General features: G+C 68.7%; 22 protein-coding genes and 1 tRNA gene. 20 read left to right on the top strand and 3 right to left on the bottom strand.

The features are described from left to right. Positions 1–186 precede the first annotated feature (186 nt). From ACRDPS_RS01765 to ACRDPS_RS01725, 9 genes are all read left to right on the top strand, one after another. Positions 187–429 (top strand): helix-turn-helix domain-containing protein, encoded by a 243-nt coding sequence (locus ACRDPS_RS01765; RefSeq protein WP_431499894.1) that lies wholly within the window; start codon positions 187–189, stop codon positions 427–429. Next, positions 413–1657 carry a type II toxin-antitoxin system HipA family toxin gene (locus tag ACRDPS_RS01760; RefSeq protein ID WP_431499893.1) on the top strand — a complete coding sequence of 415 codons (1245 nt, stop codon included), beginning with the start codon at positions 413–415 and terminating at the stop codon, positions 1655–1657. Before ACRDPS_RS01765 ends, ACRDPS_RS01760 begins: the two co-directional genes overlap by 17 nt. Before the next feature lie 42 nt (positions 1658–1699). Further along, positions 1700–2113 carry a DoxX family protein gene (locus ACRDPS_RS01755; protein WP_431499892.1) on the top strand — a complete coding sequence of 138 codons (414 nt, stop codon included), beginning with the start codon at positions 1700–1702 and terminating at the stop codon, positions 2111–2113. Next, positions 2110–3171 carry an L-glyceraldehyde 3-phosphate reductase gene (gene mgrA / locus ACRDPS_RS01750; RefSeq protein WP_431499891.1) on the top strand — a complete coding sequence of 354 codons (1062 nt, stop codon included), beginning with the start codon at positions 2110–2112 and terminating at the stop codon, positions 3169–3171. Before ACRDPS_RS01755 ends, mgrA begins: the two co-directional genes overlap by 4 nt. 189 nt (positions 3172–3360) lie before the next feature. Then, positions 3361–4971, top strand: a complete 1611-nt coding sequence (locus ACRDPS_RS01745; protein ID WP_431499890.1) for an AbgT family transporter — start codon at positions 3361–3363, stop codon at positions 4969–4971. A gap of 32 nt (positions 4972–5003) precedes the next feature. Continuing rightward, positions 5004–6479, top strand: coding sequence for an amidase (locus tag ACRDPS_RS01740; protein ID WP_431499889.1), 1476 nt, complete (start codon positions 5004–5006; stop codon positions 6477–6479). A gap of 55 nt (positions 6480–6534) precedes the next feature. Further along, a complete protein-coding gene (locus ACRDPS_RS01735) occupies positions 6535–8382 on the top strand; it encodes a serine hydrolase (protein WP_431499888.1) in 1848 nt (615 codons plus the stop codon). A gap of 26 nt (positions 8383–8408) precedes the next feature. Further along, positions 8409–9728: a M20 family metallopeptidase gene (locus ACRDPS_RS01730; RefSeq protein ID WP_431499887.1), complete on the top strand. Its 1320-nt coding sequence runs from the start codon at positions 8409–8411 to the stop codon at positions 9726–9728. Between the two features lie 107 nt (positions 9729–9835). Next, positions 9836–11683: a bifunctional metallophosphatase/5'-nucleotidase gene (locus ACRDPS_RS01725; protein WP_431499886.1), complete on the top strand. Its 1848-nt coding sequence runs from the start codon at positions 9836–9838 to the stop codon at positions 11681–11683. Between the two features lie 92 nt (positions 11684–11775). On the opposite strand, the gene ACRDPS_RS01720 is transcribed toward ACRDPS_RS01725, so the two are convergent. Further along, entirely contained in the window at positions 11776–13248 is a 1473-nt protein-coding gene (locus ACRDPS_RS01720) for an MFS transporter (RefSeq protein ID WP_431499885.1), read from the bottom strand. An 83-nt stretch (positions 13249–13331) separates the two neighbouring features. Here ACRDPS_RS01720 and ACRDPS_RS01715 point away from each other — a divergent pair, with 83 nt between their 5' ends. Next, positions 13332–13805, top strand: coding sequence for a MarR family winged helix-turn-helix transcriptional regulator (locus ACRDPS_RS01715; protein WP_431499884.1), 474 nt, complete (start codon positions 13332–13334; stop codon positions 13803–13805). Between the two features lie 15 nt (positions 13806–13820). Here ACRDPS_RS01715 and ACRDPS_RS01710 read toward each other — a convergent pair whose 3' ends face one another. Then, positions 13821–14513 (bottom strand): TetR/AcrR family transcriptional regulator, encoded by a 693-nt coding sequence (locus tag ACRDPS_RS01710; protein ID WP_431499883.1) that lies wholly within the window; start codon positions 14511–14513, stop codon positions 13821–13823. A 148-nt stretch (positions 14514–14661) separates the two neighbouring features. On the opposite strand from ACRDPS_RS01710, the gene ACRDPS_RS01705 reads away from it, so the two are divergent. From ACRDPS_RS01705 to ACRDPS_RS01680, 6 genes are all read left to right on the top strand, one after another. After that, positions 14662–15522, top strand: a complete 861-nt coding sequence (locus ACRDPS_RS01705) for a helix-turn-helix domain-containing protein (protein WP_431499882.1) — start codon at positions 14662–14664, stop codon at positions 15520–15522. A gap of 112 nt (positions 15523–15634) precedes the next feature. Beyond that, positions 15635–15707, top strand: a tRNA-Lys gene (locus tag ACRDPS_RS01700). 105 nt (positions 15708–15812) lie between these two features. Then, the gene (locus ACRDPS_RS01695; protein WP_431499881.1) at positions 15813–16460 is read left to right on the top strand and encodes a class I SAM-dependent methyltransferase; all 648 of its coding nucleotides are present in this window, start codon (positions 15813–15815) and stop codon (positions 16458–16460) included. 157 nt (positions 16461–16617) lie between these two features. Further along, positions 16618–18210, top strand: coding sequence for a carboxylesterase/lipase family protein (locus ACRDPS_RS01690; RefSeq protein ID WP_431499880.1), 1593 nt, complete (start codon positions 16618–16620; stop codon positions 18208–18210). 385 nt (positions 18211–18595) lie between these two features. Further along, a complete protein-coding gene (locus ACRDPS_RS01685) occupies positions 18596–18799 on the top strand; it encodes a cold-shock protein (RefSeq protein WP_045548871.1) in 204 nt (67 codons plus the stop codon). A gap of 242 nt (positions 18800–19041) precedes the next feature. Continuing rightward, entirely contained in the window at positions 19042–19188 is a 147-nt protein-coding gene (locus tag ACRDPS_RS01680; RefSeq protein WP_431499879.1) for a hypothetical protein, read from the top strand. A gap of 27 nt (positions 19189–19215) precedes the next feature. Here the strand turns inward: ACRDPS_RS01680 and ACRDPS_RS01675 are convergent, their stop codons facing one another. Further along, complete coding sequence (locus ACRDPS_RS01675; RefSeq protein WP_431499878.1) at positions 19216–20349, bottom strand: hypothetical protein; 1134 nt, start codon at positions 20347–20349, stop codon at positions 19216–19218. Between the two features lie 112 nt (positions 20350–20461). Between ACRDPS_RS01675 and ACRDPS_RS01670 the strand changes: the two genes are divergently transcribed. From ACRDPS_RS01670 to pstA, 4 genes are all read left to right on the top strand, one after another. Beyond that, the gene (locus ACRDPS_RS01670; RefSeq protein WP_431499877.1) at positions 20462–21328 is read left to right on the top strand and encodes an NUDIX hydrolase; all 867 of its coding nucleotides are present in this window, start codon (positions 20462–20464) and stop codon (positions 21326–21328) included. A gap of 173 nt (positions 21329–21501) precedes the next feature. Further along, positions 21502–22599, top strand: coding sequence for a phosphate ABC transporter substrate-binding protein PstS (gene pstS / locus ACRDPS_RS01665; protein ID WP_431499876.1), 1098 nt, complete (start codon positions 21502–21504; stop codon positions 22597–22599). Positions 22600–22699: 100 nt separating this feature from the next. Beyond that, the gene (pstC, locus tag ACRDPS_RS01660; protein WP_431499875.1) at positions 22700–23656 is read left to right on the top strand and encodes a phosphate ABC transporter permease subunit PstC; all 957 of its coding nucleotides are present in this window, start codon (positions 22700–22702) and stop codon (positions 23654–23656) included. After that, positions 23653–24720, top strand: a complete 1068-nt coding sequence (gene pstA / locus ACRDPS_RS01655) for a phosphate ABC transporter permease PstA (RefSeq protein ID WP_431499874.1) — start codon at positions 23653–23655, stop codon at positions 24718–24720. The genes pstC and pstA overlap by 4 nt, the downstream gene beginning before the upstream one ends. The last annotated feature ends 8 nt before the right edge of the window (positions 24721–24728 follow it).

Here is a 24728-nt window from a genome sequence, read left to right as displayed (position 1 = left end):
GGTGCGCCTCGCACTCCCCAGGTGTGATCCACGTTTGTCCGCGGGTCAGGCGGTGGGCACGGTGACGGATCGAGCACCGATGCGAGTGTCGTCGTGGGGTATCGGAAAATCGCGATACCTTTCCGTTATCGTGAGTTCGCGATACTCTGGGTCTATCGTGAAATCACGATAGAGGGAGCGTGTGAGATGAGCCGTGCGCGATTGCGGGCACCAGCCGACTTCGGGCTGGCGATTCAGCAGGCGAGGCTGGCCAACGGCATGACGCAGACGGAGCTGGCCGCTGCGGTCGGCGTGCCGCAGAGCACCGTCAGTGACGTCGAGTCGGGCAAGTCGACGATCTACGTGCGCCGCCTGCTCGACATGATGCGCACCACCGGAGTCGAGCTGACCGCCACCTGGGAGGACGAGCGCGATGCGTCTCGCGGTTGAGCTCTACGGGACCATCGTGGGTGGGCTGACCGGCCAGCCTGCGACGTACGACTTCGTCCCGAGTGCCGAAGGTATCGATCGCTTCGGCGCGAACAGCCTGATCCTGTCGGTCGTTGCACCGCTGGTCGGCGTCTCGCGCAAGCATCAGGCCGCTCGGCGCCGCAACTGGTTCGCTGAACTGCTCCCGGAGGGCGACCAGTACGACTACATGCTGCGGCAGGCCGGGTTGCGACGCGGGGACACGCTCGGATTCCTCGCCCGCTACGGCCGCGATGTCGCCGGTGCGCTGCAGGTCTGGGATCTCGACGACCCGACCGAGCCGAAGACGCCATCGCGTCGACCGGTCGATGACGCGGGGATCAGGCGTCTGCTCGAGGACCCCGTGGGGTCACCGCTCGCCAACGAGTCGTTGCTCGGCAAGTCCTCGTTGGCGGGTGTGCAGCCGAAGGTGGTTCTCGTGCGCGACGATGCTGGGTGGGCGCAATCGCTGGGTGGATACCCGACCACCCACATCATCAAGCCGATGCTGGAGCGGCGTCCGAGTGTCGTCTTCGATGAGGAGTACGGTGCCCGAGTCTCGCGGGCCCTGAGCCTCGCCGAGCACAATGCATGGATCGACGACTTCGACGGTCTGTCGGCACTCGTCATCGAACGCTTCGACCGTGCTGCGGGAGCACGGGTCCATCAGGAGGACTTCAGCCAGGCGCTCGGTGCCTCGGGTGACCAGAAGTATCAGGAGTACGGCGGCCTCGTGAGCCTGCGACGGATCGCCGACACCCTGCAGCGGACCACTCGATCCTCCGACCTGGTCCGCTTGGCGCGGATGGTCGTCCTCGCGGTCGCGATCGGCAACCTCGACATGCACGCCAAGAACCTCGGCATCCTGCACCCGCTTGATGACGAACCTCGGCTCGCACCGGCCTACGACGTCGTTCCGCAGTCTCACCTGTCGGGGATCGACGGGAAGATGGCGCTCGCCGTGAACGGAAGCTATCGGCACGCCGGCCTAGCGGCCTCGGACATCAAGGCCGAGATCGCGAAGTGGGGCGTACGTCGTGCCGACCGAATCGTCGATGACTGCCTTGCCGAGATCGCTGAGGTGGTCGCGAAGGAGACTCCGTTGCCCGGTGCCCACCCCGCCCTTCAGGAGGACATCGCAACCTTCACAGAGAACCTGCGGGAGGGAAGGCTGGCCGGGCGACCCGGGAGTTCTGAGGTCACTGGGTGACTCCACGGCTCCCACGTTGGGCGAGCGTGACAGAGTCGTCCCGTGAGCACTGAACCTTCTTCTTCGCGGATCGATCTGCCGCTGGCCGGGTTGGCCGCATTGTTCCTCGGGTCGGGGGCCCTGCACCTGGTGAGGCCGCAGGTCTTCGAGCCGATCGTCCCGCCGCAGCTGCCGGAGCCGCGCAAGATCGTGGAGATCTCCGGGGTCGCGGAGATCGTGTGCGGGCTGGGGCTGCTGCACCCGCGGACCCGCAGGATCGCGGGGCTCGCGAGCGCGGCGATCCTGGCGGGCGTGTTTCCCGCCAACGTGCAGATGAGCATCGACGCGGGGAAGCGGGCGAACCGCAAGCGCACCGCCAAGTCGGCGGGGTTCTTCGCCGGCACGGTCGCCCGGCTGCCGCTGCAGTGGCCGATGATCAAGGTGGCGCTGCGCGCAGGGAAAGGGACCGGCGCATGACGTACGTCCCTGCGGAGTCCCGCTACGACGCGATGGAGTATCGGCGGACCGGCCACAGCGGCCTGGACCTGCCGGCGGTCAGCCTCGGCCTGTGGCACAACTTCGGTGACGACCTGCCGTTCGAGCGGCAGCAGGCGATCCTGCGTACGGCCTTCGACGCCGGCATCACCCACTTCGACCTGGCCAACAACTACGGCCCGCCCTACGGCTCGGCGGAGGAGAATTTCGGCCGTCACCTGCGCGGCGACTTCGCCGGCCTGCGTGACGAGCTGGTGATCTCGACCAAGGCCGGCTGGGACATGTGGCCGGGGCCGTACGGCAAGATCGGCGGCTCGCGGAAATACCTGATCTCCAGCCTCGACCAGTCGCTGCAGCGGATGGGCCTCGACTACGTCGACATCTACTACCACCACCGCCCGGACCCCAGCACTCCGCTGGAGGAGACGATGGGTGCGCTCGACCAGATCGTGCGGTCCGGCAAGGCGCTCTACGTCGGGCTGAGCTCATACTCCGCGGCGCTGACGCGTGAGGCGGTGGCGATCCTGAACGAGCTGGGTACGCCGCTGCTGATCCACCAGCCGTCCTACTCCATCCTCAACCGCTGGCTGGAGACGGACTCGCTGCTGGACACCCTCGACGAGGTCGGCGCCGGTGCCATCTCGTTCTCGCCGCTCGCTCAGGGCATGCTGACCAACAAGTATCTCGGCGGCGTCCCCGACGGCTCCCGGGCGAGCCAGGAGAAGTCGCTGGCTGCCTCGACCATCACCCCCGAGGTGCTGAGTGCCATCGAGTCGCTCAACGATCTCGCCGCCGATCGTGGCCAGACCCTCGCCCAGATGGCGCTTGCCTGGGCGCTGCGGGACCCGCGGATGACCTCGGTCGTCATCGGTGCCTCTCGCCCGGAGCAGGTCACCGACTGTGTCGGCGCCCTCGCGGGACCGTCGTTCACCGACGAGGAGCTGACCAGGATCGACGAGTACGCCGCAGGCACCGGAGACGCGATCGACCTGTGGAAGCGCGCCCGGGTCGAGGGTGACCACCGCGACATCTTCAACTGATCCACGGGCAGCAACCTCGACCTGATGCAGGTCAGACGTACATCGCGACCCGCGGTTCGTCGACGGCAGCGTCCTCGGCCGGTCGACGGATCGCCTGAATCGCCCCGCTCGGGAGGGGCGGACTTGCTACCGTCGCGGGGCCTTCGTTGTTGCAGGCGACCCCACGCTCCGACTCGGTAGGAGAGCCGCATGTCCGCAACCACCGAACCGAACGCATCGACGCGAGGCGACCGGCTGCTCGCCTGGGTCGAGAGGACCGGCAACAGGCTGCCGGACCCGTTCATCCTGTTCCTGATCCTGTTCCTGGTCGTCGGGGTGATCTCGACGATCCTGGCCGCGATGCACGCCCAGGTGACCCTGCCCGGTGCCGACGAGCCGCTCGTGATCAACGGACTCTTCACCGCCGAGGGACTGACCTGGCTCACGGTCAACCTCGGCGCGAACTTCATCGGGTTCCCGCCGCTGCTGACCGTCGTGACGATCCTGCTCGCCGTGACGGTCGCGGAGCGCACGGGGCTGCTGGCGGCGGTGATCCGGCTTACCCTGGCCTCCGCGCCGCGCTGGCTGCTGCCGTACGCCCTCGGGGTCGTCGGCGTCACCGCGAGCGTGATGGCGGACGCGTCGATGATCGTCATCCCGCCGCTGGCGGCCGCGGTGTTCAAGGCCGCCGGGAGGCATCCGATGGCCGGGCTCGTCGGCGGGTTCGCGGCGACCGGCGCCGGCTACTCGACCAGTCTCGCGGTGACCAGCCTGGACGCGCTCTTCTCCGGGATCACCAACTCCGTGACCGCGACGCTCCCGAACCCGGGCGCGGCGGTGACGCCGGTCTCCAACTACTACTTCAACGCCGCCTCGGCGATCGTGCTCGCGCTGGTCGCGGGCTTCATCATCGACCGGATCCTCGAGCCGAGGATGGTCCGCCAGAACGTACCGACCGACGAGGTCGAAGCTGACCCGGACGACCGCTTCGAGAGCAACGACGAAGAGGTCGCCACGGCCCTGAGGAGCCACCGCCAGCCGCTGGACGCCGAGCTCACGCCAAAGGAGCGCAAGGCGCTGTGGGTGGCGATCGCGACAGGCACGGTCCTGGCGCTCGCGATGGTCCTGGCGGTGGTGCCGCCGGGCTCACCCTGGCGCAACGACGACGGCGGCTTCCTGCCCGAGTCCGCGCTGATGGACTCGATCGTCTTCATCACCTTCGTGCTCTTCCTCGCCCCGGGCATCGTCTACGGCTTCGTCGCCGGCACCCTCAAGACGGCCGCGGACGTGCCGAGAGTCATGGGGGAGGGGATCAAGGAGATGGCGCCGTTCCTGGTGCTCGCGTTCATGCTCGGGCAGTTCATCGCGCTGTTCAACTGGTCCAACGTCGGTCCCGCGCTCGCGAAGGTCGGCGCCGACGGGCTGCAGGGCACCGGACTGACCGGCTTCCCGGTGATCATCGGCTTCATCATCCTGTGCTCGGTCCTGAACCTGTTCATCATCAGCGGATCGTCGATGTACACGATCATGGGCGCCGTCTTCGTGCCGATGTTCGCGCTGATCGGCTTCGAGCCCGGCTTCACCCAGGCCGCCTTCCGCATCGGCGACAGCGCGACCCAGGTGATCACGCCGATGAACCCCTACATGTTCGTCGTGCTGATGATGATCAGGAAGTACGAGCCGGCAGCAGGCCTCGGCACCCTGATCTCCCGCACCCTCCCGTTCGTGATCCCGTTCTGGGTCGCCTGGCTCCTGGTCCTGGTGGTCTTCTACTTCGGCGGGCTAGACGTCGGTCCCGGGGTCAGCCCGCGGATGGACTGACGGGACTCACACCTGGGCGCTAGCCTGCGCCCATGCGGGTCGATGAGTATCTGACGTACGACGCCACCGGGCTGGCGCAGCTGGTCGCTGCCAAGGAGGTGACCGCCGCCGAGGTCCTGGCCGCGGCGCGGGAGCGGGCCGAGGCGGTGAACCCGCGGATCAACGCGATCGTCGCCGACATCCCGGAGGCCGACGAACAGGTCGCCGACGACGGTCTGAGCGGCCCGTACGCCGGGGTCCCGTTCCTGCTGAAGGACCTGGCGCAGGAGTATCGCGGGCACCCGACGACCTGCGGCTCGCGGGCGCTCGTCGACGACGTCGCCGAGGAGCACTCCTACTTCACCCAGAGCGCCCTGGACGCCGGTCTGGTGATCTTCGGGAAGACCAACACCCCGGAGCTCGGATCGAAGGGGATCACCGAGCCGGAGCTGTTCGGACCCTCGCGCAACCCGTGGAACACCGACCACACACCCGGCGGCTCCTCGGGTGGCTCCGGCGCCGCGGTGGCCGCCGGGATCGTCCCGGCCGCCGGGGCCAACGACGGCGGTGGATCCATCCGGATCCCGGCGGCCTGCAACGGCCTGGTGGGGCTGAAGACCACCCGCGGGCTGCTGCCGCTGGGCCCGCAGAGCCTGGACGCCTCCAACGGCTTCGTCGTCCAGGGCGTGTTGACCCGCACGGTCCGCGACGCCGCCGGCCTCTATGACGCGCTCGTCGACGACCAGCCGATGTCGATGTTCCAGGCCCCGCCGCCTCGGGTGGCGTTCTCCGCGGCCGTCGCGACCCCTCCGGGCAGGCTCCGCATCGGGTTCACCTCTGTCTCCTCGATCACCGCGCCCGACCCGGAGGCGATCGCGGCCGTCGAGGACGCGGCCAAGACGCTGGAGGCCCTCGGCCACCAGGTCGAGGAGGTCGAGGCGCCCTACGACGCCGCCGACCTCGGTCGCGACTTCCTGACCATCTGGTTCGCCTCGGCGGCCGCGAAGGTCGCCGAGGCCAAGCTCCGTCACGGTGCCAAGGACGCCGCCTTCGAGGCCGACACGCTGGCGGTTGCCGAGCTCGGCCGTGCCGGGGGAGTCATCGCTCTCGAGCTGGCGCACATCAACCGCCGCGACCACGTACGCCGCCTGAGCGAGTTCCACGCCACGTACGACCTGCTGCTCACCCCGACGCTGGCGAAGCCGCCGCTGAAGGTCGGGCAGCTGGCCACGCCCAAGGCTCTCCAGACCGCGGCACGGCTGCTCCACAAGGCGCACGGCGGGCGGGTGATGCGGGCGACCGGGATGATCGACCAGCTGGTCGCCGAGAACCTCGGCTGGGTGCCCTACACCCAGCTCGCCAACCTCACCGGCCGCCCGGCGGTCTCGGTGCCGACCCACCGGACCGCCGCCGGTCTGCCGCTGGGCGTGCAGCTCTCCGGCCGGCTCGGTGACGATGGTCTCCTGCTGCAGGTCGCTGCACAGCTCGAGCAGGCGGTGCCGTGGGCGGAGCACTGGCCGACGTTCTGAGAGAAGTTCTTCCTTTCCGTCGCGCGAGCGGCTCCGGAGGAGCAGTATCGGAGGTATGACGCCCCCACGGCCGGACCTGCTCACGTCCTCTCAGCTCATGTCCTCGCGGCGCAGCCTTCTCGGTGGCACCCTCGGCGGCATCACGATGGCGCTGTTCGGCGGCACCGCGGTCGCCTCGACGCCGGAGGACCCGACGAAGGCGGCCGCCAGGTCGCTCTCCTCGCTGGCCGGGCAGCCGCCGACGATCACGCCGGAGGAGCTCAGGTTCACGCCGCGCACCGTGCTCCGCCCCGGCCATCCCCGCCAGGTCGGTCTCGACCCGCAGCAGATCGCGACCATCCGCAGCGAGCTGACCCGCTTCCTCGAGCCGACCCCGGAGAACCCCGAACACCCCCTGTACGCAGGGGCCACCGCGATCGCGGTCAAGGACGGCGTCATCGTGGCCCACGAGAGTGTCGGCAAGGCGCTGCGATACGGCCTCGACGGCACCACCGTCGTCGAGCTGCCCGCGGACCAGCAGGTCGACGCCGGCCTGGACACGATGTGGGACATCGCCTCGATGTCGAAGCTCTTCACCACGACCGCGATTCTCCAGCTGATGGAGCAGGGCAGGCTCGGCCTCGAGGAGCCGGTGGTGACCTACCTGCCCGAGTTCGCGCCGCACGGCAAGGACGCGATCCTCGTGCGCCACCTCCTCACCCATGTCTCCGGACTGCTCGCGGGCCCGTCGCCTTCGCTGTGGGCGGGCTACGACACCTATGAGGAGCGGGTCGCGGCGATCATGGACACGAAGCCGACGCACGCGCCCGAGCAGATCTACCGCTACTCAGACATCAACCTGATCACCCTCGGGCTGATGGTCGAGCGGCTCGCGGGGAAGAAGCTCGACGTCTACGTCCGCGACCACATCACCGAGCCGCTCGGGATGGGCGACACCATGTACAACCCACCGGCCGACCGTCTCGACCGCGTCGCCGCCACCGAATATCAGCCCTGGGCCGGCCGCCCGATGATCCGCGGCGAGGTGCACGACGAGAACGCCTGGGCGCTCGGCGGCGTCGCCGGCCACGCGGGCGTCTTCTCGACCGCGGCCGACATGGCGAGGTTCGGCCAGATGTTCCTCAACGGCGGCGTCTACCGCGGCACGCGGATCCTGACCGAGGACACCGTCAGGCTGACCCTGCGCGACTACACCGGTGCCCAGTTCCCGGGCAGCAGCCGCGGCCTCGGCTGGGAGCTCGCCACCACCTGGTATCACGGTCCGATCTGGTCCCCGGTCTCCTTCGGGCACACCGGCTACACCGGCACCAGCATCGTGATGGACCCGATCGGCCATCAGCTCGTCGTGCTGATGACCAACCGCGTCCACCCCAGCCGCGACTGGGGCAGCAACAACCCCTCTCGTCGCGCCGTCTCCGACGCCTTGGGCATGGCCTCGGCGGTCCGGCCCGCGAGCGGACGTACGTCGTGGTTCTCGGGACGCGCCGACTCGAAGAAGGCGACGCTCGACGTGCCGCTGCGGCCCACCGGGGGAGCGAAGCTCACCTTCGACTACTACTTCGACACCGAGCCGCGCTACGACTACGGCCGGCTGCACTGCTCCACCGACGGCACGACCTTCAGCCCGCTGCCGTGGACGCTCGAAGGCGGCGACTGGCACTGGGAGACCAGCGAGGCGGTCGACGGCTACGGTGGCCGGCGCTGGCTGCGCGGCAGCGCCGAGCTGCCCGCGGGAACGACGACGATCAGGTGGGTCTACGAGACCGACTCGAGCTCCCAGGGCCGGGGGATCTACCTCGACGACATCGTGGTCCGCCAGGGCCGGCGTACGTTGTTCGACTCCTCCCGACGCGCCGACGCGGCCAAGATCCTGACCGACGGCTGGGCCCTCAGCGACCGCTGAAGCAAGCCCCGGATAGCCTCTGCGGAATGAGCGAGCCGCAGCGGACCAACCCCTTCCTGCTCAACCAGCTTCGCGACGAGGCTGACGCCAAGGCGCTCATCACCAGAGCGGTCGAGTCGAGCTCGGCGGGGGCACCGAAGGGGATCCTGGACGCGATCCGCGACAAGCTCAAAGACCTCGGGCCCGAGCTGGTCGCGGTCTCCCACGACCTCGCCGAGCACCCGGAGACCAGCTTCGAGGAGCATCGCAGCGCAGCCGGGCTGGCCGAGTTCGTCGAGGCTCACGGCATCGAGGTCGCGCGCGGTGCCTACGGCCTCCCGACGGCGCTCTCTGCCACGGCGGGCGGCGCGAAGGAGGGCCCGACGATCGCGGTGCTCTCCGAGTACGACGCGCTCCCCGGCATCGGGCACGGCTGCGGTCACAACCTGATCGCCACCGTCGGCGTGGGCGCGTTCCTAGCCATCGCGAGCGTGATCGACCGCATCGGCGGCCGCGTCATCTGGCTCGGCACCCCGGCCGAGGAAGGTGGCGGCGGCAAGGAGCTGATGGCGCAGCAGGGCGCCTTCGAGGGCGTCGACGCGGCGATCATGGTCCACCCGTTCACCTACGACAGCTCCGAGCCGGTCTTCCTGGGCCGGCGCCAGCTGAAGGTGACGTACGTCGGGGTGCCGGCGCACGCCTCGATCCAGCCGTTCATGGGGCGCAACGCCCTGGACGCGGCCAACCTGCTCTATACCGGCGTCGCGCTCAACCGGCAGCAGATGCCGCCGACCGACCGGGTGCACGCGATCATCACCGACGGCGGCCTGCGGCCCAACGTGATCCCGGAGCACGCCTCGATCGAGTTCTACGTACGCTCCGCCTACCCCGAGACGCTCAAGATCCTCTCCCAGCGGCTCGAGGAGATGGCGATGGGCGCGGCGCTGATGACGGGTTGTGGCGTCGAGTTCAGCTGGGACGAGTCGCCGGTCTACCTGCCGATCCGCAACAACAGCGGGCTCGCGCAGGCGTGGAACCGTCGCTACCAGGAGCGCAACCACACCGTCCTGGCGCCGGGCGTCGTGCCGGACCTGCTCGCCGGGTCCACCGACTTCGGCAACGTCTCCTTCCGCATCCCCGGACTGCACGCGATGGTCAAGATCGCCGAGCCCGACGTCTCTCTGCACAGCCGCGAGTTCGCCGCTGCCGCGGTGACGCCGTACGCCGACGAGGTGCTCGTCGACGCCGCCTACGGCCTGGCCGGGGTGGCCGCCGACTATCTCTCCGACCCGAAGCTGCGCGAGACGGTCCGCGACGAGTTCGAGGAGGCCGGCGGAACGGTCGACGTTACCGAATTTTTCGGGTGATTGACGGTTGATGACGATTCAGCAGCGGTAACGCGATTACCTCTTCCCAAGGGGAACCTGAAGGGGCATTGTTCCCTTCGTCGATCACTCAGATGGGGAGCACAGCAATGCCTCGTAACATCCGAAGACTCCGTCCCGCTGTGGCCGTTGCCGCCGTCGCCCTCGCGGCCGCCGCAGTCGCCACCCCGGTCGCGACCTCCGCCTCGGCCAAGGCCGGACCCGATCACGGGAAGCATCTGGTCGATGTCCAGCTGCTCTCGTTCAACGACTTCCACGGCAACCTCGAGGCGCCGTCGGGTTCGAGCGGGCGGCTGGTCACCGGCCACCACATCGACCCGGCCACCGGCGCGCCGGTCGACGAGACCGTCGACGTGGGCGGTGTGGAGTATCTCGCCTCCCACCTCGCCGACGCCCGCAAGGGAAACAAGCGTTCGCTGACCGTCGCCGCCGGCGACCTGATCGGCGCCTCGCCGCTGCTCTCGGCGGCGTTCCACGACGAGCCGTCCATCGAGGCGCTCAACAAGCTCGGCCTGGACGTGACCGCGGTCGGCAACCACGAGTTCGACGAGGGCTACAAGGAGCTGCAGCGCATCGACGCCGGCGGCTGCATCGACGATGGCGACGGCAAGGACAACCAGAACTCCTGCGCCGCCCACGAGTACGAGGGTGCGGACTTCGACATCCTCGCCTCCAACGTGGTCGAGGACGCGAGCGGCGAGACCATCCTGCCGTCGTACGCGATCAAGAAGGTCAAGGGCGTCAAGATCGGCTTCATCGGCATGACCTTGGAGGGCACCCCGGACATCGTCACCGCCGAGGGGGTCAAGGGCCTCACCTTCAAGGACGAGGTCGAGACCGCGAACGCGCTCGTGCCCGAGCTGAAGAAGAAGGGCGTCAAGGCGATCGTCACCCTGATCCACGAGGGTGCCAACCTGCCGAAGGAGAAGTGGACCGACCCCGCGACCGGGACCGTCCATGAGGTCAACGCCTCCTACGACTACACCTGCGAGGGCGGCGGCGAGCTGATCGCCGACTCACCCATCGTGCCGATCGCCGAGAACCTCGATCCCGAGATCGACATGGTCGTCACCGGCCACACCCACAACCCCTACGTCTGCGACGTACCCGACCCGAAGGGCAAGTCCCGCCTGGTCACCTCGGCGTCGTCCTTCGGGCGTCTCTACACCGAGACGAACCTGAAGTACGACCTCAAGAAGCGCGACATCGTCCGCTCCTCGGTCAAGGGGTCGAACCTCCTCGTCACCCGCGATGTCGCCAAGGCCGCGGACCAGACCGAGCTGATCAACACCTACAAGGAGCTGGTCACGCCGATCGCCTCCCGGGTCCTCGGGTCGATCTCCGGCGACGTCACCCGCACCGAGAGCCCGGCCGGTGAGAGCGCCCTCGGTGACCTGATCGCCGATGCCCAGCTCGCCGACCAGTCGACGGTCGTCAACGGGCAGGTGCCGGTGATCGCGTTCATGAACCCCGGCGGCATCCGTGCCGACCTGACCGCGGCCAACTCGCCCTACGGCGAGCCCGTCGGCGACGTCACCTATGACGAGGCGTTCACCGTCCAGCCGTTCAACAACTTCATGGTCTCGCTGACCATGACCGGCCAGGACATCTACGACCTGCTCACCCAGCAGGTCACCGGCGCCAACGCGGCAAGGCACAAGATCCTGCAGGTCTCGGAGGGCTTCTCCTACGAGATCAGCCCCTCGGGTCCCGTCGACGGCTCCGTCACGCTCGACGGCGAGCCGATCGACAAGGCCGCGTCCTACCGGGTCGTGACCAACAACTTCCTGCAGGGCGGCGGCGACGCCTTCGAGGCCTTCACCCGGGGCACCGACCCCTACTACGGCGGCCTCGACATCGACGCCTTCGCCAGCTACCTGGAGGCCAGCTCGCCCTACACCCCGGGCGCGCTCGACCGCATCACCGGAACTCACTGAACGAATCCCACTTAACGAAACAGCGTTCGTACGCAGCGGCCCGACCCAGCTCAGAGCTGGTCGGGCCGCTGTCACATCTGCGCGCTGACGAGTCAGTGCGATCCGACGAGCACCGCTTCGTCGGCGCTGTCGGTGGCCACGTCGCGCCCCGGACGAGGGATGAGGAGCGTGATCAGCGCACCGATGCCCGCCGCCGCGGCGCCGATGACGAAGCAGAGCTGGAACGCTCCGGCGGTCGGGATCTCGGGGGCGCCCGGCGCGAGGATCGTGGTGCGGCTGGTCAGCACGATGGCCATGACCGCGCCTGCGACCGTGGTGCCCATCGAGCGCATCAGGCTGTTCAGGCCGACGCTCGCAGCGGCTTCGGCGGCGGGGACGTTGCTGAGGATGAGCGTGGGCATGGCGGCGTACCCGATCCCGACCCCCGCGGAGGCGACGCACGAGGCGAGCATGAGCTGCCAGGGGGCGTCCATCAGGAAGACCGCGACCACGTAGCCCGCAGCCAGCACGACCGCGCCGATCGCCATCGTGCCGCGCCCGCCGAGACGGGTCAGCAGGCGTGAGGAGACCGGGGTGAAGAGCATCATCATCAGCCCTGCCGGCGCCATCCACATGCCGGCCTGGAAGATCGTCTGACCCAGGCCGTAGCCGGTGGCCTCGGGCATCTGCAACAGCTGAGGGACGACGATCGACTGGGCCATCATGCCGAAGCCGATGAGGACGGCGGCGATGTTGGTGAAGAGCACGGGCTTGCGGGCGGTGGTGCGCAGGTCGACGAGCGGGTCCTCGTGGCGCAGCTCGTACCAGCCCCAGAGCAGCAGGGCCGCGACGCCGCCGATGATCATGCCGAGCGTCTCCGGCCGGCCCCAGCCCCAGTCGTTGCCCTTGGAGACGCCGACCAGGACACCGACGAGGCCGGCGGCGAGCCCGAGCGCTCCGACGACGTCGAGGCGGCCGGGGTGGGCGTCGCGTACGTGCGGGACGATGATCGCGGTCGATGCCGTGACGATCGCGGCGAGAGCGGCGGAGACCCAGAAGAGCATGTGCCAGTCGAAGTCCTGGGCGATCCAGGCGGCCAGCGGCAGGCCGAGCGCGCCACCGACCCCGAGGGTGGCGCTGACGCCCGCGACGGCGGTGTTGCGCAGGTGCTCGGGAGCGACCTCACGGACGAGGCTGATCGCGACCGGGATGTAGCCCATCGCCATGCCCTGGAGGACGCGCCCGACGAGGACCGGGCCGACGGCGTCGGAGAGCGCGACGACGACTGAGCCGATCACCAGCACGATGCCGGAGATCACCAGCACCGGCTTCTTTCCGTACAGGTCCGCCAGGCGGCCGGTGACGGGCATGGTCACGCCCGCGCCGAGCAGGGTGGCGGTGACCACCCAGGAGGCGGTGCTGGCCGTGGTGGAGAGCAGGCCGGGGAGCTCGCTCTGGATCGGGATGACCAGCGACTGCATCAGGGCGGCGCAGAGGCTGCCGAAGCAGAGCACCACGATGACGGCCACGGCGCCACCGGTCGAGCGCGTTGCGGGCTCGCCGGCGGAGGTCGGGGAGGAACTCAAGGAACACCTCGGATGTGTAATCTACATATTGACGTATGTATGCTACACATCATGAGGTTCGAGCCACAATGCCTGGAGATGTGATGCCGTCCACAACGCCGTCGTCGACTGACCCGCTCTTTGCGCAGGTCAGTCCCGACCTGTCCGCGGACCGCCGCCTTGCCTCTCTGGTCGGGCGGCTCGAGGTGCACCGGCGCCTCGCGGAGGACCGCAGCGCGCTCAGCCACGCGGACGGGCGACTCCTCTGGTTCCTCTCCGACGGTCGGCCGCGCACCCTCCGCGAGATCGCGGACGGCCTCAACCTCGAGCAGTCGACCGTGAACCGCCAGGTGAACGCCGCGCTCTCGGCCGGTCGCCTGCGTCGGTTCGCCGAGCCGACGCAGGCGGCGCGGCTGATCGAGCCGACCGAGGAGGGGCTTGCCCTCTATGAGGCGGCCTCGGCGCGGGCGCTGGGTGCGTACGCCGACGGGCTCGCAGCCCTTGACGATGAGTCCGACAGGTTTCTCGAGCTGCTCGAGACGTTCGTGGCCGCCTATGGCGAGGCCGTCCGGGAGTAAGAGATCGCGCGATCTCTATGGCATGTCGGGCAGCCTCCCGACGAGCCTCGCCGCGGACGTGGCGGCAGTGGCGATCCGGTCGTCGGAGATTCCGCAGGCCCGCAGGCACGTCGAGGCGATGGCGTCGGCCGTTGCGTGGTCGATGGTGACGCCGATGCCGCGCAGGCTGGTCACGACCTCCACCAGGTGCATGAGCATCTCGCCGAGGTGTCTCGGCTCGGGCCCGTCGGCGATGCCGGGGCCGGCCACCTGCGCGGCGAGGCGCCCGTAGGCATCCGCGAGCTCGGCGCGGGTGCTTCGAAAGGCGTCGTACGCCCCGCTGCTGGTCACGTCGGGAAGGGTGGCGAGCACGCCGATGTTGTGTGGTGCCTCGGCCAAGGTGTGGACATCGACCGATGCCAGCACGTAGAGCGCGGTCTCGTGGGTCTCGGACGCCGCCAACCGTTCGATCTGCTCGACCTTGTCGACCGTGGGTCGCACCGACCGTTGGAGCAGCTCGGCGAGGATCTCGTCCTTGCCGGCGAAGTGGTAGTAGAGCGAAGCCTGGCGGATCCCGACCTTCTCCGCGATCTCCCGTGTCGAGGTCGCTGCGAAGCCCTTGGTCACGAACAGTCGCGCCGCGGCGTGAAGCACCTGGTCGTGGGGCGTGGCAGTCGTGGTCGCCGGCACGAGGCGCGGTCGTCCGGGGTGTGCTCGCTGGGTGTTCATCGAGGGCCCTACCTTCCTGTCGGCGTCGACCCCGAACCATTAGAGCATAATATTCTACTCACGCCAATCATGATGCGCATCTGGACGCGAGGCATGTGCATGAGCCACGATGGTGCTCCAGCCGGATCCCGACCAAGGAGGCCGCCTCGTGCCCCATCCGACTCGCCGTGCCGGTGCTGCGCTGACCGAGGCACTCCGGGAGGCGCGTCGCTCGGCCGGCCTCACCGGTGCCGGTCTCGCCGACGCGCTCGGCAGCGGCTGGGCGCAGCCGAAGATCTCCAAGATCGAGTCCGGGCGGCAGCCTCCGACGGGGTCCGAGATCCGCGCCTGGGCAGCCGCGACCGGTGCCGATGCCGAGAAGCTGATCGCGCTCCACGAACGTGCCCGCCATGAGTTCTCGGCGTTTCGAGACGCTCATCGGGCGGCGGGTGATGCCGCGCAGCACCAGGAGACGTACGCCGTCGCCGAGGCGGCCGCACGGGTCCTGGTCAGCTTCCAGCCGTCTTTCGTCCCCGGCCTCCTGCAGACGCCGGACTATGCCCGGGCCCTGCTGGCTCTGGCCGGCCCAGGGAACGATGGCGCCGGCCCCGAGGAGGTCTCCAGCGTGATCGCGGCACGCCTCCGCCGCTCGGCGATCCTCTTCGAGCCCGGACGGTCGATCACGGTCCTGGTCGGTGAGGCCGCTCTGCGTCACCTGGTCGGCTCGCCGGACATCATGCGCGCCCAGATCGAGCACATCGCCAGGCTGGCGACGACCACTCGCGCCACCATCGGGATCATTCCGTTCGAGAGCGTTCCCCTCCTGATCCAGCACGGGTGGGACCAGCGCGACCGGATCGTCACCGTCGAGACCACCGCCGGCGACCTCGAGGTCGCCGACCCCGTCGCGGTCGATCGATACGAGCAATGGACCCAGCTCCTGCTCGAGCATGCGCTGACCGGCCCGGCCGCTGCCGACCGATGCGCCCAGATCATCGGACGTCGCAAGGGCGGGCACGGGCCCAGGTGAACGGGACCAGGTGAACGGGATCAGGTGAACGGGATCAGGTGAACGCGCCCACATGAACGGCACAGCCGGACCGCTTTGGCGTCGGGGCCGCCACGTACGGCAGACTGTCCCCGGGCCGTTAGCTCAGTTGGTAGAGCAGTGGACTTTTAATCCATGGGTCGTCGGTTCGAGCCCGACACGGCCTACCGCTCGCACGGGCCGGAACCTCCACCCGAGGAACATCGGTTGGAGGTTCCGGGCCTCCCGCGAGAGATCATGGTCGTCACCTTCAGGCGATAGGTGCGGATGAGATGAACGACGAGCGCTACGTCCCCGCAGCCGGCATCGAGTCACTGACCAGGTTCTACGACCTCGGCGTGCGGCTCACGATGCGGGAGCGCCGATGGCGCCCGCGCCTGATCCAGCGGATCCTCGACGAAGAGCCACGCGTCGTCGTCGACGTGGGCTGCGGCACCGGCACGCTGACGATCCCGCTCGCCGAGGAGACCGGCGCGCGAGTTGTGGGCGTCGACGGTGACCGGAAGATCCTGGACCATGCCCAGCGAAAGTCCGGCGCTGCCCGGGTCGAGTGGCACGAGGGTCTCGCCGACGAGCTGCCCCTGGGCGACGCCGAGGCCGATGTCGTGGTGTCGAGTCTGGTGTTCCACCACCTTCCCCGACGCGTCAAGCGCGCGGCACTGGCGGAAGCGCACCGTGTGCTTCGCCCGGGCGGCCTGCTGCTCGTCGCCGACTGGGGGCCGCCGCACGGCCCCGGGATGCGTGCGGCCTTCTTCGCTCTGCAGTGTCTCGACGGTTTCGAGAACACCGAGGACAACAGGCGTGGGCTGCTTCCTCGGCTCATCGAGGAGGCCGGGTTCGAGCCGCCCGAACGTACGCAGCGGCTCCGCACCGTCGTCGGCACATTCGAGGTTCTGGCCAGCCGGCCGGCTCGGCAATAACCCGCTCGTCCTCGGCTCGCCGATGGGGCCCTGGGTTCGAGTGGCGGGGCGGTGGCCTCGGGCGTTCACTCGAGGTCGCGTCGTACGCAACTCGACGTAGAGAGATCGCGCCGCTCGCCGTATGCGTCTTCGTGCCGTACGGCGAAGGCTGGTGACCATGACCGCACGAAAGCTCCTCTGTGCCCTTTTCGCCGGCCTCGCGGTCGTCGCTGTCGTCCCTGCCGCCGTCGTCGGACTTCCGAGCCCACCCGCCACTGCCGACACCTCGAGCCTGGTGCGGGTGGACTCGGGCTGGGTCCGCGGACAGGTCGGCGATGACCACACGGCCTTCGCCGGGATCCCGTACGCAGCACCGCCGGTCGGCGATCGGCGCTGGCGTCCGCCCGCGGCGCCTGAGCGGTGGAGAGGTGTCCGCGACGCGACCGATCGGTCGACTCCGTGCCCGCAGCTCAGGTATGTCGGGAGCAGCGAGGAGGTGGTGGGCAGCGAGGACTGCCTCACCGTCGATGTCGTCCGTCCGCTGCGCATCCGCGATCAGCGCCCGCTTCCCGTCATCGTGTGGCTGCACGGCGGCGAGCTGACGAAGGGCGCCGCGTCGGAGTACGACGGGTCGAGACTCGCGGCGGACGGAGAGGCCGTCGTGGTGACGGTGAACTACCGGCTCGGTGCGCTCGGCTTTCTCTCCAGCACCGCACTCGACGCCGAGGGCACGGTCTCCGGCAACTACGGACTGCTCGACCAGGCCGCGGCGCTGCGCTGGGTGAGACGCAACATCTCCGGCTTCGGCGGCGACCCGCACAACGTGACGCTGGCCGGACAGTCCGCGGGCGCGCGCAGCGTCTGCACCCACCTCGCATCACCCGGTTCGCGTGGCCTGTTCCATCGTGCGATCACTCAGAGCGGCGCCTGCACGACCGAGGTCAAGACGAAGGCGAACGCCGACGCGAACGGCGCCCGGGCGACCGAGGAGCTCGGCTGCGCCGATGCCGGCACCCACCGCGAGATCAGGGCGTGCCTGCGTGAGGCTCCGGTCGAGGGGCTGCTCGCCGTCCTCGACGACGTGGGCCACCAGCTCGGCGACCGTCGTGACGCCGCCTGGGGGCCTGTTGCCGGGACCCCCTATCTACCGTGGCAGCCCGCCACGGCTCTCCGCCGCGGTCTCACGGCCGACGTCCCGCTGCTGCTCGGGAGCAACCGGCACGAGGCTCGCGGGCCGGTGCTCGGTGGGCTCGCCGACCTGACCGTGGAGGGTTACGCGTCCATGCTGGATTCGTTGCTCGGAGCGGACTCCGACGCGGTCCTGGCTGAATACCCCGCCGCTGCCTTCGACAGTCCGGCGCTCGCGCTGGCCGCGGTTCTCACCGATCGCAACTACGCGTGCCCGACCCTCGACACCGCCCGAGCGGCTCGTCGGCACAACCCCGTGTACGCCTACGAGTTCCGCGAGGAAGCATCGCCCATCGGCGGACGGCCATTCGGCGCCTTCCACGGTTGGGAGCTGCAGTTCCTGTTCGACACCTCGATCGCCAACAGTCAGTACCCTCCGCTGACCGAGGCACAGCAGCGGCTGAGCGAGACGATGGTCAGCTACTGGTCCGCCTTCGCCCATGCCGGCAGCCCGGACGGCCCCGGTCGCCCGGCATGGCCGGCCTTCGGGCCCCGTGGTCCGGTCATCGGTATCTCGGCAGATGACATCCGGCCCACGGCGTACGCCGCCGAGCATCGCTGCGGCTTCTGGGCCGCCCGGTGAGTCAGCCGGCCGACCAGCGGTCTCGATCGAGTCGGGACGTACGCCTGGCCGTAGATCTCGGCCCGAGGACCCTTTATCAGAGCGGAAGACGGAAAGCCAGCAATTCGCTCGTTTCACCCCTCCGTTGCTGAACCTTCACGGCGCCTCGTACAAAACCATCGCCCAAGGGGGTTCGCACAGGCTCACGAGTTGCTAATGTCACTCCCGCAACAGGTGCAAGTTCCAGAGGTCTGACGCCTGCGGAGTTTGTGATCCAACGGCGTTTCTGCTCTGTGCCCGCCGGGCCCCGGCCCGGGAACACAGGTCGGAGCGACGTGTCACCCGCATCTGATGTGGGGCCGCCGAACCTGGCGGTCTCTCGCCCCGACTAAGGAGTAACGAGCACATGGCTCAGGGCACCGTTAAGTGGTTCAACGCCGAGAAGGGCTTCGGCTTCATTGCGCAGGAGGACGGCGGCGACGACGTCTTCGTGCACTACTCTGCGATTCAGACCAACGGCTACAAGTCGCTGGACGAGAACCAGAAGGTCGAGTTCGACGTCACCCAGGGCCCGAAGGGTCCGCAGGCGGAGAACGTTCGCCCTCTCTGAAACACGGCTCTATGAGTAGCTAAGACGATCTCGGGTTCGACACCTGTCGACACTGATCATCTGCGACGAGGCCCCAGCCGAACGGCTGGGGCCTCGTTGTCTGATTGGGGCCCTCTCAGGCTTCTGTGTCACGCTTGATGTGACAACTTTTGATGGTTCTTCGCCGATCAGCGCGCGGATCCACCAAGACTGGGCGATGATGTGAAGACGACCTTTCAAGGTGACGTGAGGAGGCGACGAGCGTGGCTGACCAGTTCGATGTGACGCTGGAGGATCCAGAGCTGCTCCTCGAGGTGGAGCTCACCACCAACCTCATCGTCGCCGCCAGCGAGTCCGAGGATCATCTCTCCCAGGACGAGATCGACCGGATCCTCGGCATCGTCCCCTGAGCGGGACCCTCAGCCGGACGGAACGGGTCAGCAGGTCGCGAAGAGCAGCGGACCGTTCGCCAGGTCGGAGAGCACGGCCGAGTCGTTCTTCGGCTGCAGCTGCATGGTGACCACCTCGTCATCGGCCGCCACCTTGCCGAGCTTGAACCGTTCGTCGAACGTGCCGCCCTGTCCCGGAGCGGGGCCGACGGCGAGCTTGGCCCGGGTGTCGGCATTCGTACGTGCCTGGTCGTGGTCCTCGAACGACATCGCGACACGTACGCCACCACTCGGCTCGGCGGCGATGGCGAAACCCGCGACCGGGTTGATGTCGCCCGCGGCGTCCACGAGGCCGTCGGCCTGGTCCTGGTCGGCGCTCGAGGCGCCTCCGAGCCCGATCTCGCTGCACGTGAAGTCGCCGTCGTAGACGAACGCCGAGAGCGGGTCGTCGAGCCTGTCGGCCGCGGCAGTCATCGGCTCGTGCAGGTCGTCCTCGCCGAGGGCCTCGACCTGGTCGCTGAGGTAGCGCCGGCCGTCGGAGGCCAGGATCAGGTCGCGCTCGGGAAGGAACGCGATGTAGGTGATCTGCGGGGTGATCTGCGAGTCGACGCCGGAGTCGGTGAACGATCCGAACGGGACCAGGGTGCCGTCCCAGACGCCACCGTCGGCGGGGTCGTCCTCAGGAGCCGCGAAACCCATCGAGGTGAGCTGCTCGACGAGGTGGTCGGCGTCCATGTCCTCGAGGTGCGCCATCGTCAGGGCACCCTCGGTCGACTGGGTGTAGAGCTCCCAGTCCAAGGTCGCCGGTGACCAGCCGAAGTGCTGCTGCAGCAGCCCGGAGGCGTCGGGCAGCACCGAGGTGGCGGTGAGGTCGTTCGTGTAGGCCTCGTCGATCATCTCGTGGACCTCCTCCGGCGAGGAGTCGGCGTCGAGGTCGGCACCGACGCTCTCGCGGATGCCCTCCCAGTCGGTGAACGAGACCCTCGTCGCCTCGGCCGGAGCCAGCCGCAGCGCCTCGTCCAGGTCGCCGCCACGGGTCACCCATGCTCGGGCCAGGAGGACGACGAGCGTAACCACGACCACGCCCACCACCACTGTCACCAGGGGATGGGCGCGTACGACTCGGGATGTGCGACCGGCCCACGTTCTGGGGCGGTCGAGAAACTGAGGGGTGCGGAGCATCCCGACGAACCTTAGACGAAACCGCTCGCCGCCTGACATACCCGAGCCAGACCCTGGTGCCGTCCCGGTCGGCAGACACTTTCCATTCACCCGGTCCCCATACTCTGTCGTCATGCCCGAGATCCCGGCCGCCGGCGTAGTGGTCTTTCGCGAGCACCACGACCTGACCGAGGTGGCACTGGTCCACCGACCCAAGTACGACGACTGGTCCTTCCCCAAGGGCAAGGTCGACCCTGGTGAGCCCGTGCCGGTGGCCGCGATCCGCGAGGTGCGCGAGGAGACTGGCCTGCGGGTCGCTCTCGGGCGCCCGCTCGGTCCGCAGCGCTACCCGGTCGATGCCGGTCAGAAGGTGGTCCACTACTGGGTGGGCCGGACCGCGGCCGGTGCCGAGGACGATGTCGACGGCTACCCGGTCAACGACGAGATCGACGACGTCGAATGGCTGCCGCTGGACGAGGCGCGCCAGCGGCTCACCTACCCGCACGACCGTGCGACGCTGCGGGAGGCCGAGGACGTACGCCATCCCAGCACGCCGCTCGTCGTCCTCCGTCACGCGTCGGCCGTGGGCCGTTCGGCCTGGACCCGTGACGACCAGGAGAGGCCGCTCGACGACACCGGGCGCGCGCAGTCGGTCACCCTGGCCGGGCTGCTGATGGCGTACGACATCCGTCGGGTCGTCACCTCGACGAGCGTTCGCTGCACGCAGACGGTCGCCCCGTACGCGGGTCTCGCCGGCCTCGAGCCGGAGCAGGTGAGACGGCTGAGCGAGGACGGCGGAGAGGAAGGTAGCGTGTCCGCCCTGGCCGCGGAGACGCTGCGTGAGCTGACTGTTCCGACGGTCGTCTGCACTCACCGTCCGGTGCTGCCCAGGGTCTTCGCCGGCCTGGATGTGCGCGACCCGAAGCTGGACAAAGGTGAGCTGATGGTGCTGCATGTGCATGAAGGTGAAGTGCAAGCTGTTGAAGCATTTCAGGCCTGACAGAGGCTTGAGGACGACCTGTTCATCTCCTGTGCCCGGAACTGACACTGATCTGCCATCGACATTGTTTTCCTCGTTCAGCCTGTGTTCACCTACGCCGAGTTTCCCGTCCACTTCGGCTCCTTACCGTCGTCGCGACAACTCCGAATCGACTGCATCATCAGGAGACTTGCGTGAACACCACCTCGCTGCGCCGGGCATTCGTCCCGGCCATCACGGCTGCGACCCTTGCTCTCGCGATCAGCGCCTGCGGCGCTGCTAACGAGCCCACGGGCAGCGGCAGCGAAGGGGAAGGCCTCTCGGGCACCATCAAGGGTGGCGGCGCCTCCTCGCAGGAAAAGGGCCAGGCGGCATGGGTCGCCGGCATCCAGGACGCGAACCCCGACCTCAGCGTCGTCTACGAGCCGGTCGGCTCGGGCTCGGGCCGTGAGGGCTTCGTCACCGGCGGCTACCTCTTCGCCGGCACCGACTCCGCTCTCAACGACGACGAGGGCGAGCTGACCAAGGCCAAGGAGCAGTGCGGCGCCGACCCGATCCAGGTCCCCGGCTACGTCTCGCCGATCGCGGTCGTCTTCAACGTCGAGGGTGTTGACGAGCTCAACCTCGACGGCAAGACGCTCGCCGGCATCTTCTCGGGCAAGATCACCAAGTGGAACGACCCGGCGATCGTCGCGACCAACCCGGACGCGAAGCTTCCGGACACCGCGATCACCCCGGTCCACCGCTCCGACGACTCGGGCACCCAGGAGAACTTCACCGAGTACCTCGCCGCAGCCGGTGGCTGGGCCGAGGAGCCGTCCGGTGAGTGGCCCGCCTCGATCAAGGGCGGCGAGGGCGGCGACGGCACCTCCGGTGTCGTGACCGCCATGCAGGGAGCCGGCTACATCGGCTTCATGGACGAGTCCGCGGCGCGTGAGAACGACCTCACCACCGTCAAGGTCAAGGTCGGCGAGGACTTCGTCGCGCCGAGCGCCGAGGCCGCCTCGAAGATCCTGGCCGCCTCGAAGTCGGTGGGCACCAGCGACAACGACATGGCCGTCGAGGTCGCCCGTACGACCACCGAGGCCGGCGTCTACCCGGTCGTGCTGGTCTCCTACCTGCTGGCCTGCCCGACCTACGAGAACGCCGAGGACGCGGCCAACGTGAAGGGCTTCCTGGAGTACATCCTCTCCGAGGAGGGCCAGGAGGCCGCCTCGGAGGAGGCCGGCTCCGCGCCGCTCGACCGCAAGATCGCCGACAAGGCGCTCGAGCTCGTCGGCGGCATCAAGTAAGTGCCGGCACGTCTGATCTGATCGCCGTTCGGGCGGTGGCTGCGGCCGCCGCCCGTACGGCTGTCTTGAGAACCGAAACTAGAAAGTCGAGGAATGCCTTGTGACTGTCGCCGCTGACCCCGGCGCCGACCCTGGCGTTGACCCGAAGACGGACCTGACCGGCCGTGGCTCGGGGGGCGATGTCGCCTTCCGTGGGCTCGCCGTAACCGCCGCCTCCCTGATCCTGGTGGCACTGGCAGCCGTCTTCATCTTCCTGGGTATCGAGGGCATCCCGGGCTTCAACGTGGACGCGACGCACTACGCCGGCCAGGGCTCGTTCCTGGGCCTGGTCGTGCCGTTGCTGTACGCGACGATGTACGCCGCCATCCTGGCGCTGATCATCGCAGTGCCCTTCTCCGTGGCGATCGCGCTCTTCATCAGCCACTACGCTCCCCGCCGGATCGCGACCCCCGTGGCGTACGTCATCGACCTGCTCGCCGCGGTGCCGTCGGTCGTCTTCGGCCTGTGGGGCGCGGTGGCGCTCGGCCCGTACCTGGTGCCGGCGCACTCCTGGCTCGCGACCAACCTCGGCTGGCTGCCGTTCTTCAGCGGCCAGCCCTCCGGCAACGGCCGTACGCTCTTCACCGCCTCGATCGTGCTGGCCGTGATGATCCTGCCGATCATCACCTCGATCTGCCGTGAGGTCTTCGCACAGACTCCGCGGCTGCACGAGGAGGCGGCGTTGGCGCTGGGTGCGACCCGCTGGGAGATGATCCGCTACGCGGTCTTCCCGTACGCCCGCTCCGGCATGGTCTCCGCGGTCATGCTCGGCCTCGGTCGTGCTCTGGGCGAGACGATGGCGATCGCGATGATCGCCTCGCCGAAGGTCGTCATCTCGCTGTTCATCGTCGGCACCAACAACCCGCAGACCATCGCGGCGCACATCGCTCAGGGCTACAAGGAGAGCACGCCCGACCGGCTCGCCGTGCTGATCGCGACCGGCCTCGTGCTGTTCGCCTTCACCTTCGTGGTCAACGCGCTCGCCCGCTGGATCGTCGCCCGAGGGAGGGCCAAGTGAGCACCAACGACCCTGTCAAGGATCCGATCCAGCAGGAGAACAAGCTGTCCCACGCCACGCTTCCGCGCGGTGCGCAGTGGCTGGTCGGCGTCGCCGCCGTCGCCCTCGGCGGCCTGGCCCTGGTGCTCGGCGTGAGCCTCGTCGGAGCCGTCGTCATCGGCCTGCTCGGGTTCCTCATCGGCTATCCGCTGTGGGCGCTGCTCGTGGAGAACAAGCGATCGGCGACCGACAAGCTCGTCACCGGGCTGGTGTGGTCCGCCGTCGGGATCGCGGTCATCCCGCTGATCTGGCTGATCTACATGGTCATCGTCCGCGGCGCCGCGACCATCAGCCCGGAGTTCCTCACCTACTCGATGCGCTCGGTCGTCGGCGACGACCAGGGCGGTCTCTACCATGCGCTGATCGGCACCTTGATCGTCACCGGCATCGCCGCGGTGATCTCGATCCCGATCGGCATCATGACCGCGATCTACCTGATCGAGTACGGCAAGGGCAACCGCCTCGCCAAGTCGATCACGTTCCTGGTCGACGTCATGACCGGCATCCCGTCGATCGTGGCCGGCCTGTTCGCCTTCGCGCTGTTCACGCTGATCATCGGCCCGGGCACGCGCTTCGGCTTCGGCGGTGGTGTCGCGCTCTCGCTGCTGATGATCCCGACCGTCGTCCGCTCGACCGAGGAGATGCTGAAGCTGGTCCCCGACGACCTGCGGGAAGCGGCGTACGCCCTCGGGGTGCCGAAGTGGCGCACCATCACCCGGATGGTGCTCCCGACCGCCATCGGCGGCATCGTCACCGGCGTCGTGCTCGCGATCTCGCGAGTGATCGGCGAGACGGCGCCGCTGCTGGTCGCCTCGGGATTCAACCCGAACATGAACGGCAACGCCTTCGACGACAGCCCGATGATGACCGTGCCGGTCTTCATCTACACCCAGCTGTCCGAGGCCACCGCGAAGGGCGTCGAGTACGCCTGGGGTGGAGCACTGGTGCTCTTCATCCTCGTCATGGTCCTCAACCTCATCGCCCGTATCGTCGGCACGATCTTCGCCCCCAAGACCGGGCGCTAGGAGAAACA

Source organism: Nocardioides sp., assembly GCF_050699375.1.
Taxonomy (GTDB): Bacteria; Actinomycetota; Actinomycetes; order Propionibacteriales; family Nocardioidaceae; genus Nocardioides.
This window is presented reverse-complemented; position numbering and strand designations above follow the sequence as displayed.

Bases quoted from the DNA above. Each gene is read 5' to 3' on its own strand.
- ACRDPS_RS01765 (WP_431499894.1), top strand. From the start codon at position 187: ATGAGCCGTGCGCGATTGCGGGCACCAGCCGACTTCGGGCTGGCGATT.
- ACRDPS_RS01760 (WP_431499893.1), top strand. From the start codon at position 413: ATGCGTCTCGCGGTTGAGCTCTACGGGACCATCGTGGGTGGGCTGACC.
- mgrA (WP_431499891.1), top strand. From the start codon at position 2,110: ATGACGTACGTCCCTGCGGAGTCCCGCTACGACGCGATGGAGTATCGG.
- ACRDPS_RS01745 (WP_431499890.1), top strand. From the start codon at position 3,361: ATGTCCGCAACCACCGAACCGAACGCATCGACGCGAGGCGACCGGCTG.
- ACRDPS_RS01740 (WP_431499889.1), top strand. From the start codon at position 5,004: ATGCGGGTCGATGAGTATCTGACGTACGACGCCACCGGGCTGGCGCAG.
- ACRDPS_RS01735 (WP_431499888.1), top strand. From the start codon at position 6,535: ATGACGCCCCCACGGCCGGACCTGCTCACGTCCTCTCAGCTCATGTCC.
- ACRDPS_RS01730 (WP_431499887.1), top strand. From the start codon at position 8,409: ATGAGCGAGCCGCAGCGGACCAACCCCTTCCTGCTCAACCAGCTTCGC.
- ACRDPS_RS01725 (WP_431499886.1), top strand. From the start codon at position 9,836: ATGCCTCGTAACATCCGAAGACTCCGTCCCGCTGTGGCCGTTGCCGCC.
- ACRDPS_RS01715 (WP_431499884.1), top strand. From the start codon at position 13,332: ATGCCGTCCACAACGCCGTCGTCGACTGACCCGCTCTTTGCGCAGGTC.
- ACRDPS_RS01710 (WP_431499883.1), bottom strand. From the start codon at position 14,513: ATGAACACCCAGCGAGCACACCCCGGACGACCGCGCCTCGTGCCGGCG.
- ACRDPS_RS01695 (WP_431499881.1), top strand. From the start codon at position 15,813: ATGAACGACGAGCGCTACGTCCCCGCAGCCGGCATCGAGTCACTGACC.
- ACRDPS_RS01690 (WP_431499880.1), top strand. From the start codon at position 16,618: ATGACCGCACGAAAGCTCCTCTGTGCCCTTTTCGCCGGCCTCGCGGTC.
- ACRDPS_RS01685 (WP_045548871.1), top strand. From the start codon at position 18,596: ATGGCTCAGGGCACCGTTAAGTGGTTCAACGCCGAGAAGGGCTTCGGC.
- ACRDPS_RS01675 (WP_431499878.1), bottom strand. From the start codon at position 20,349: ATGCTCCGCACCCCTCAGTTTCTCGACCGCCCCAGAACGTGGGCCGGT.
- ACRDPS_RS01670 (WP_431499877.1), top strand. From the start codon at position 20,462: ATGCCCGAGATCCCGGCCGCCGGCGTAGTGGTCTTTCGCGAGCACCAC.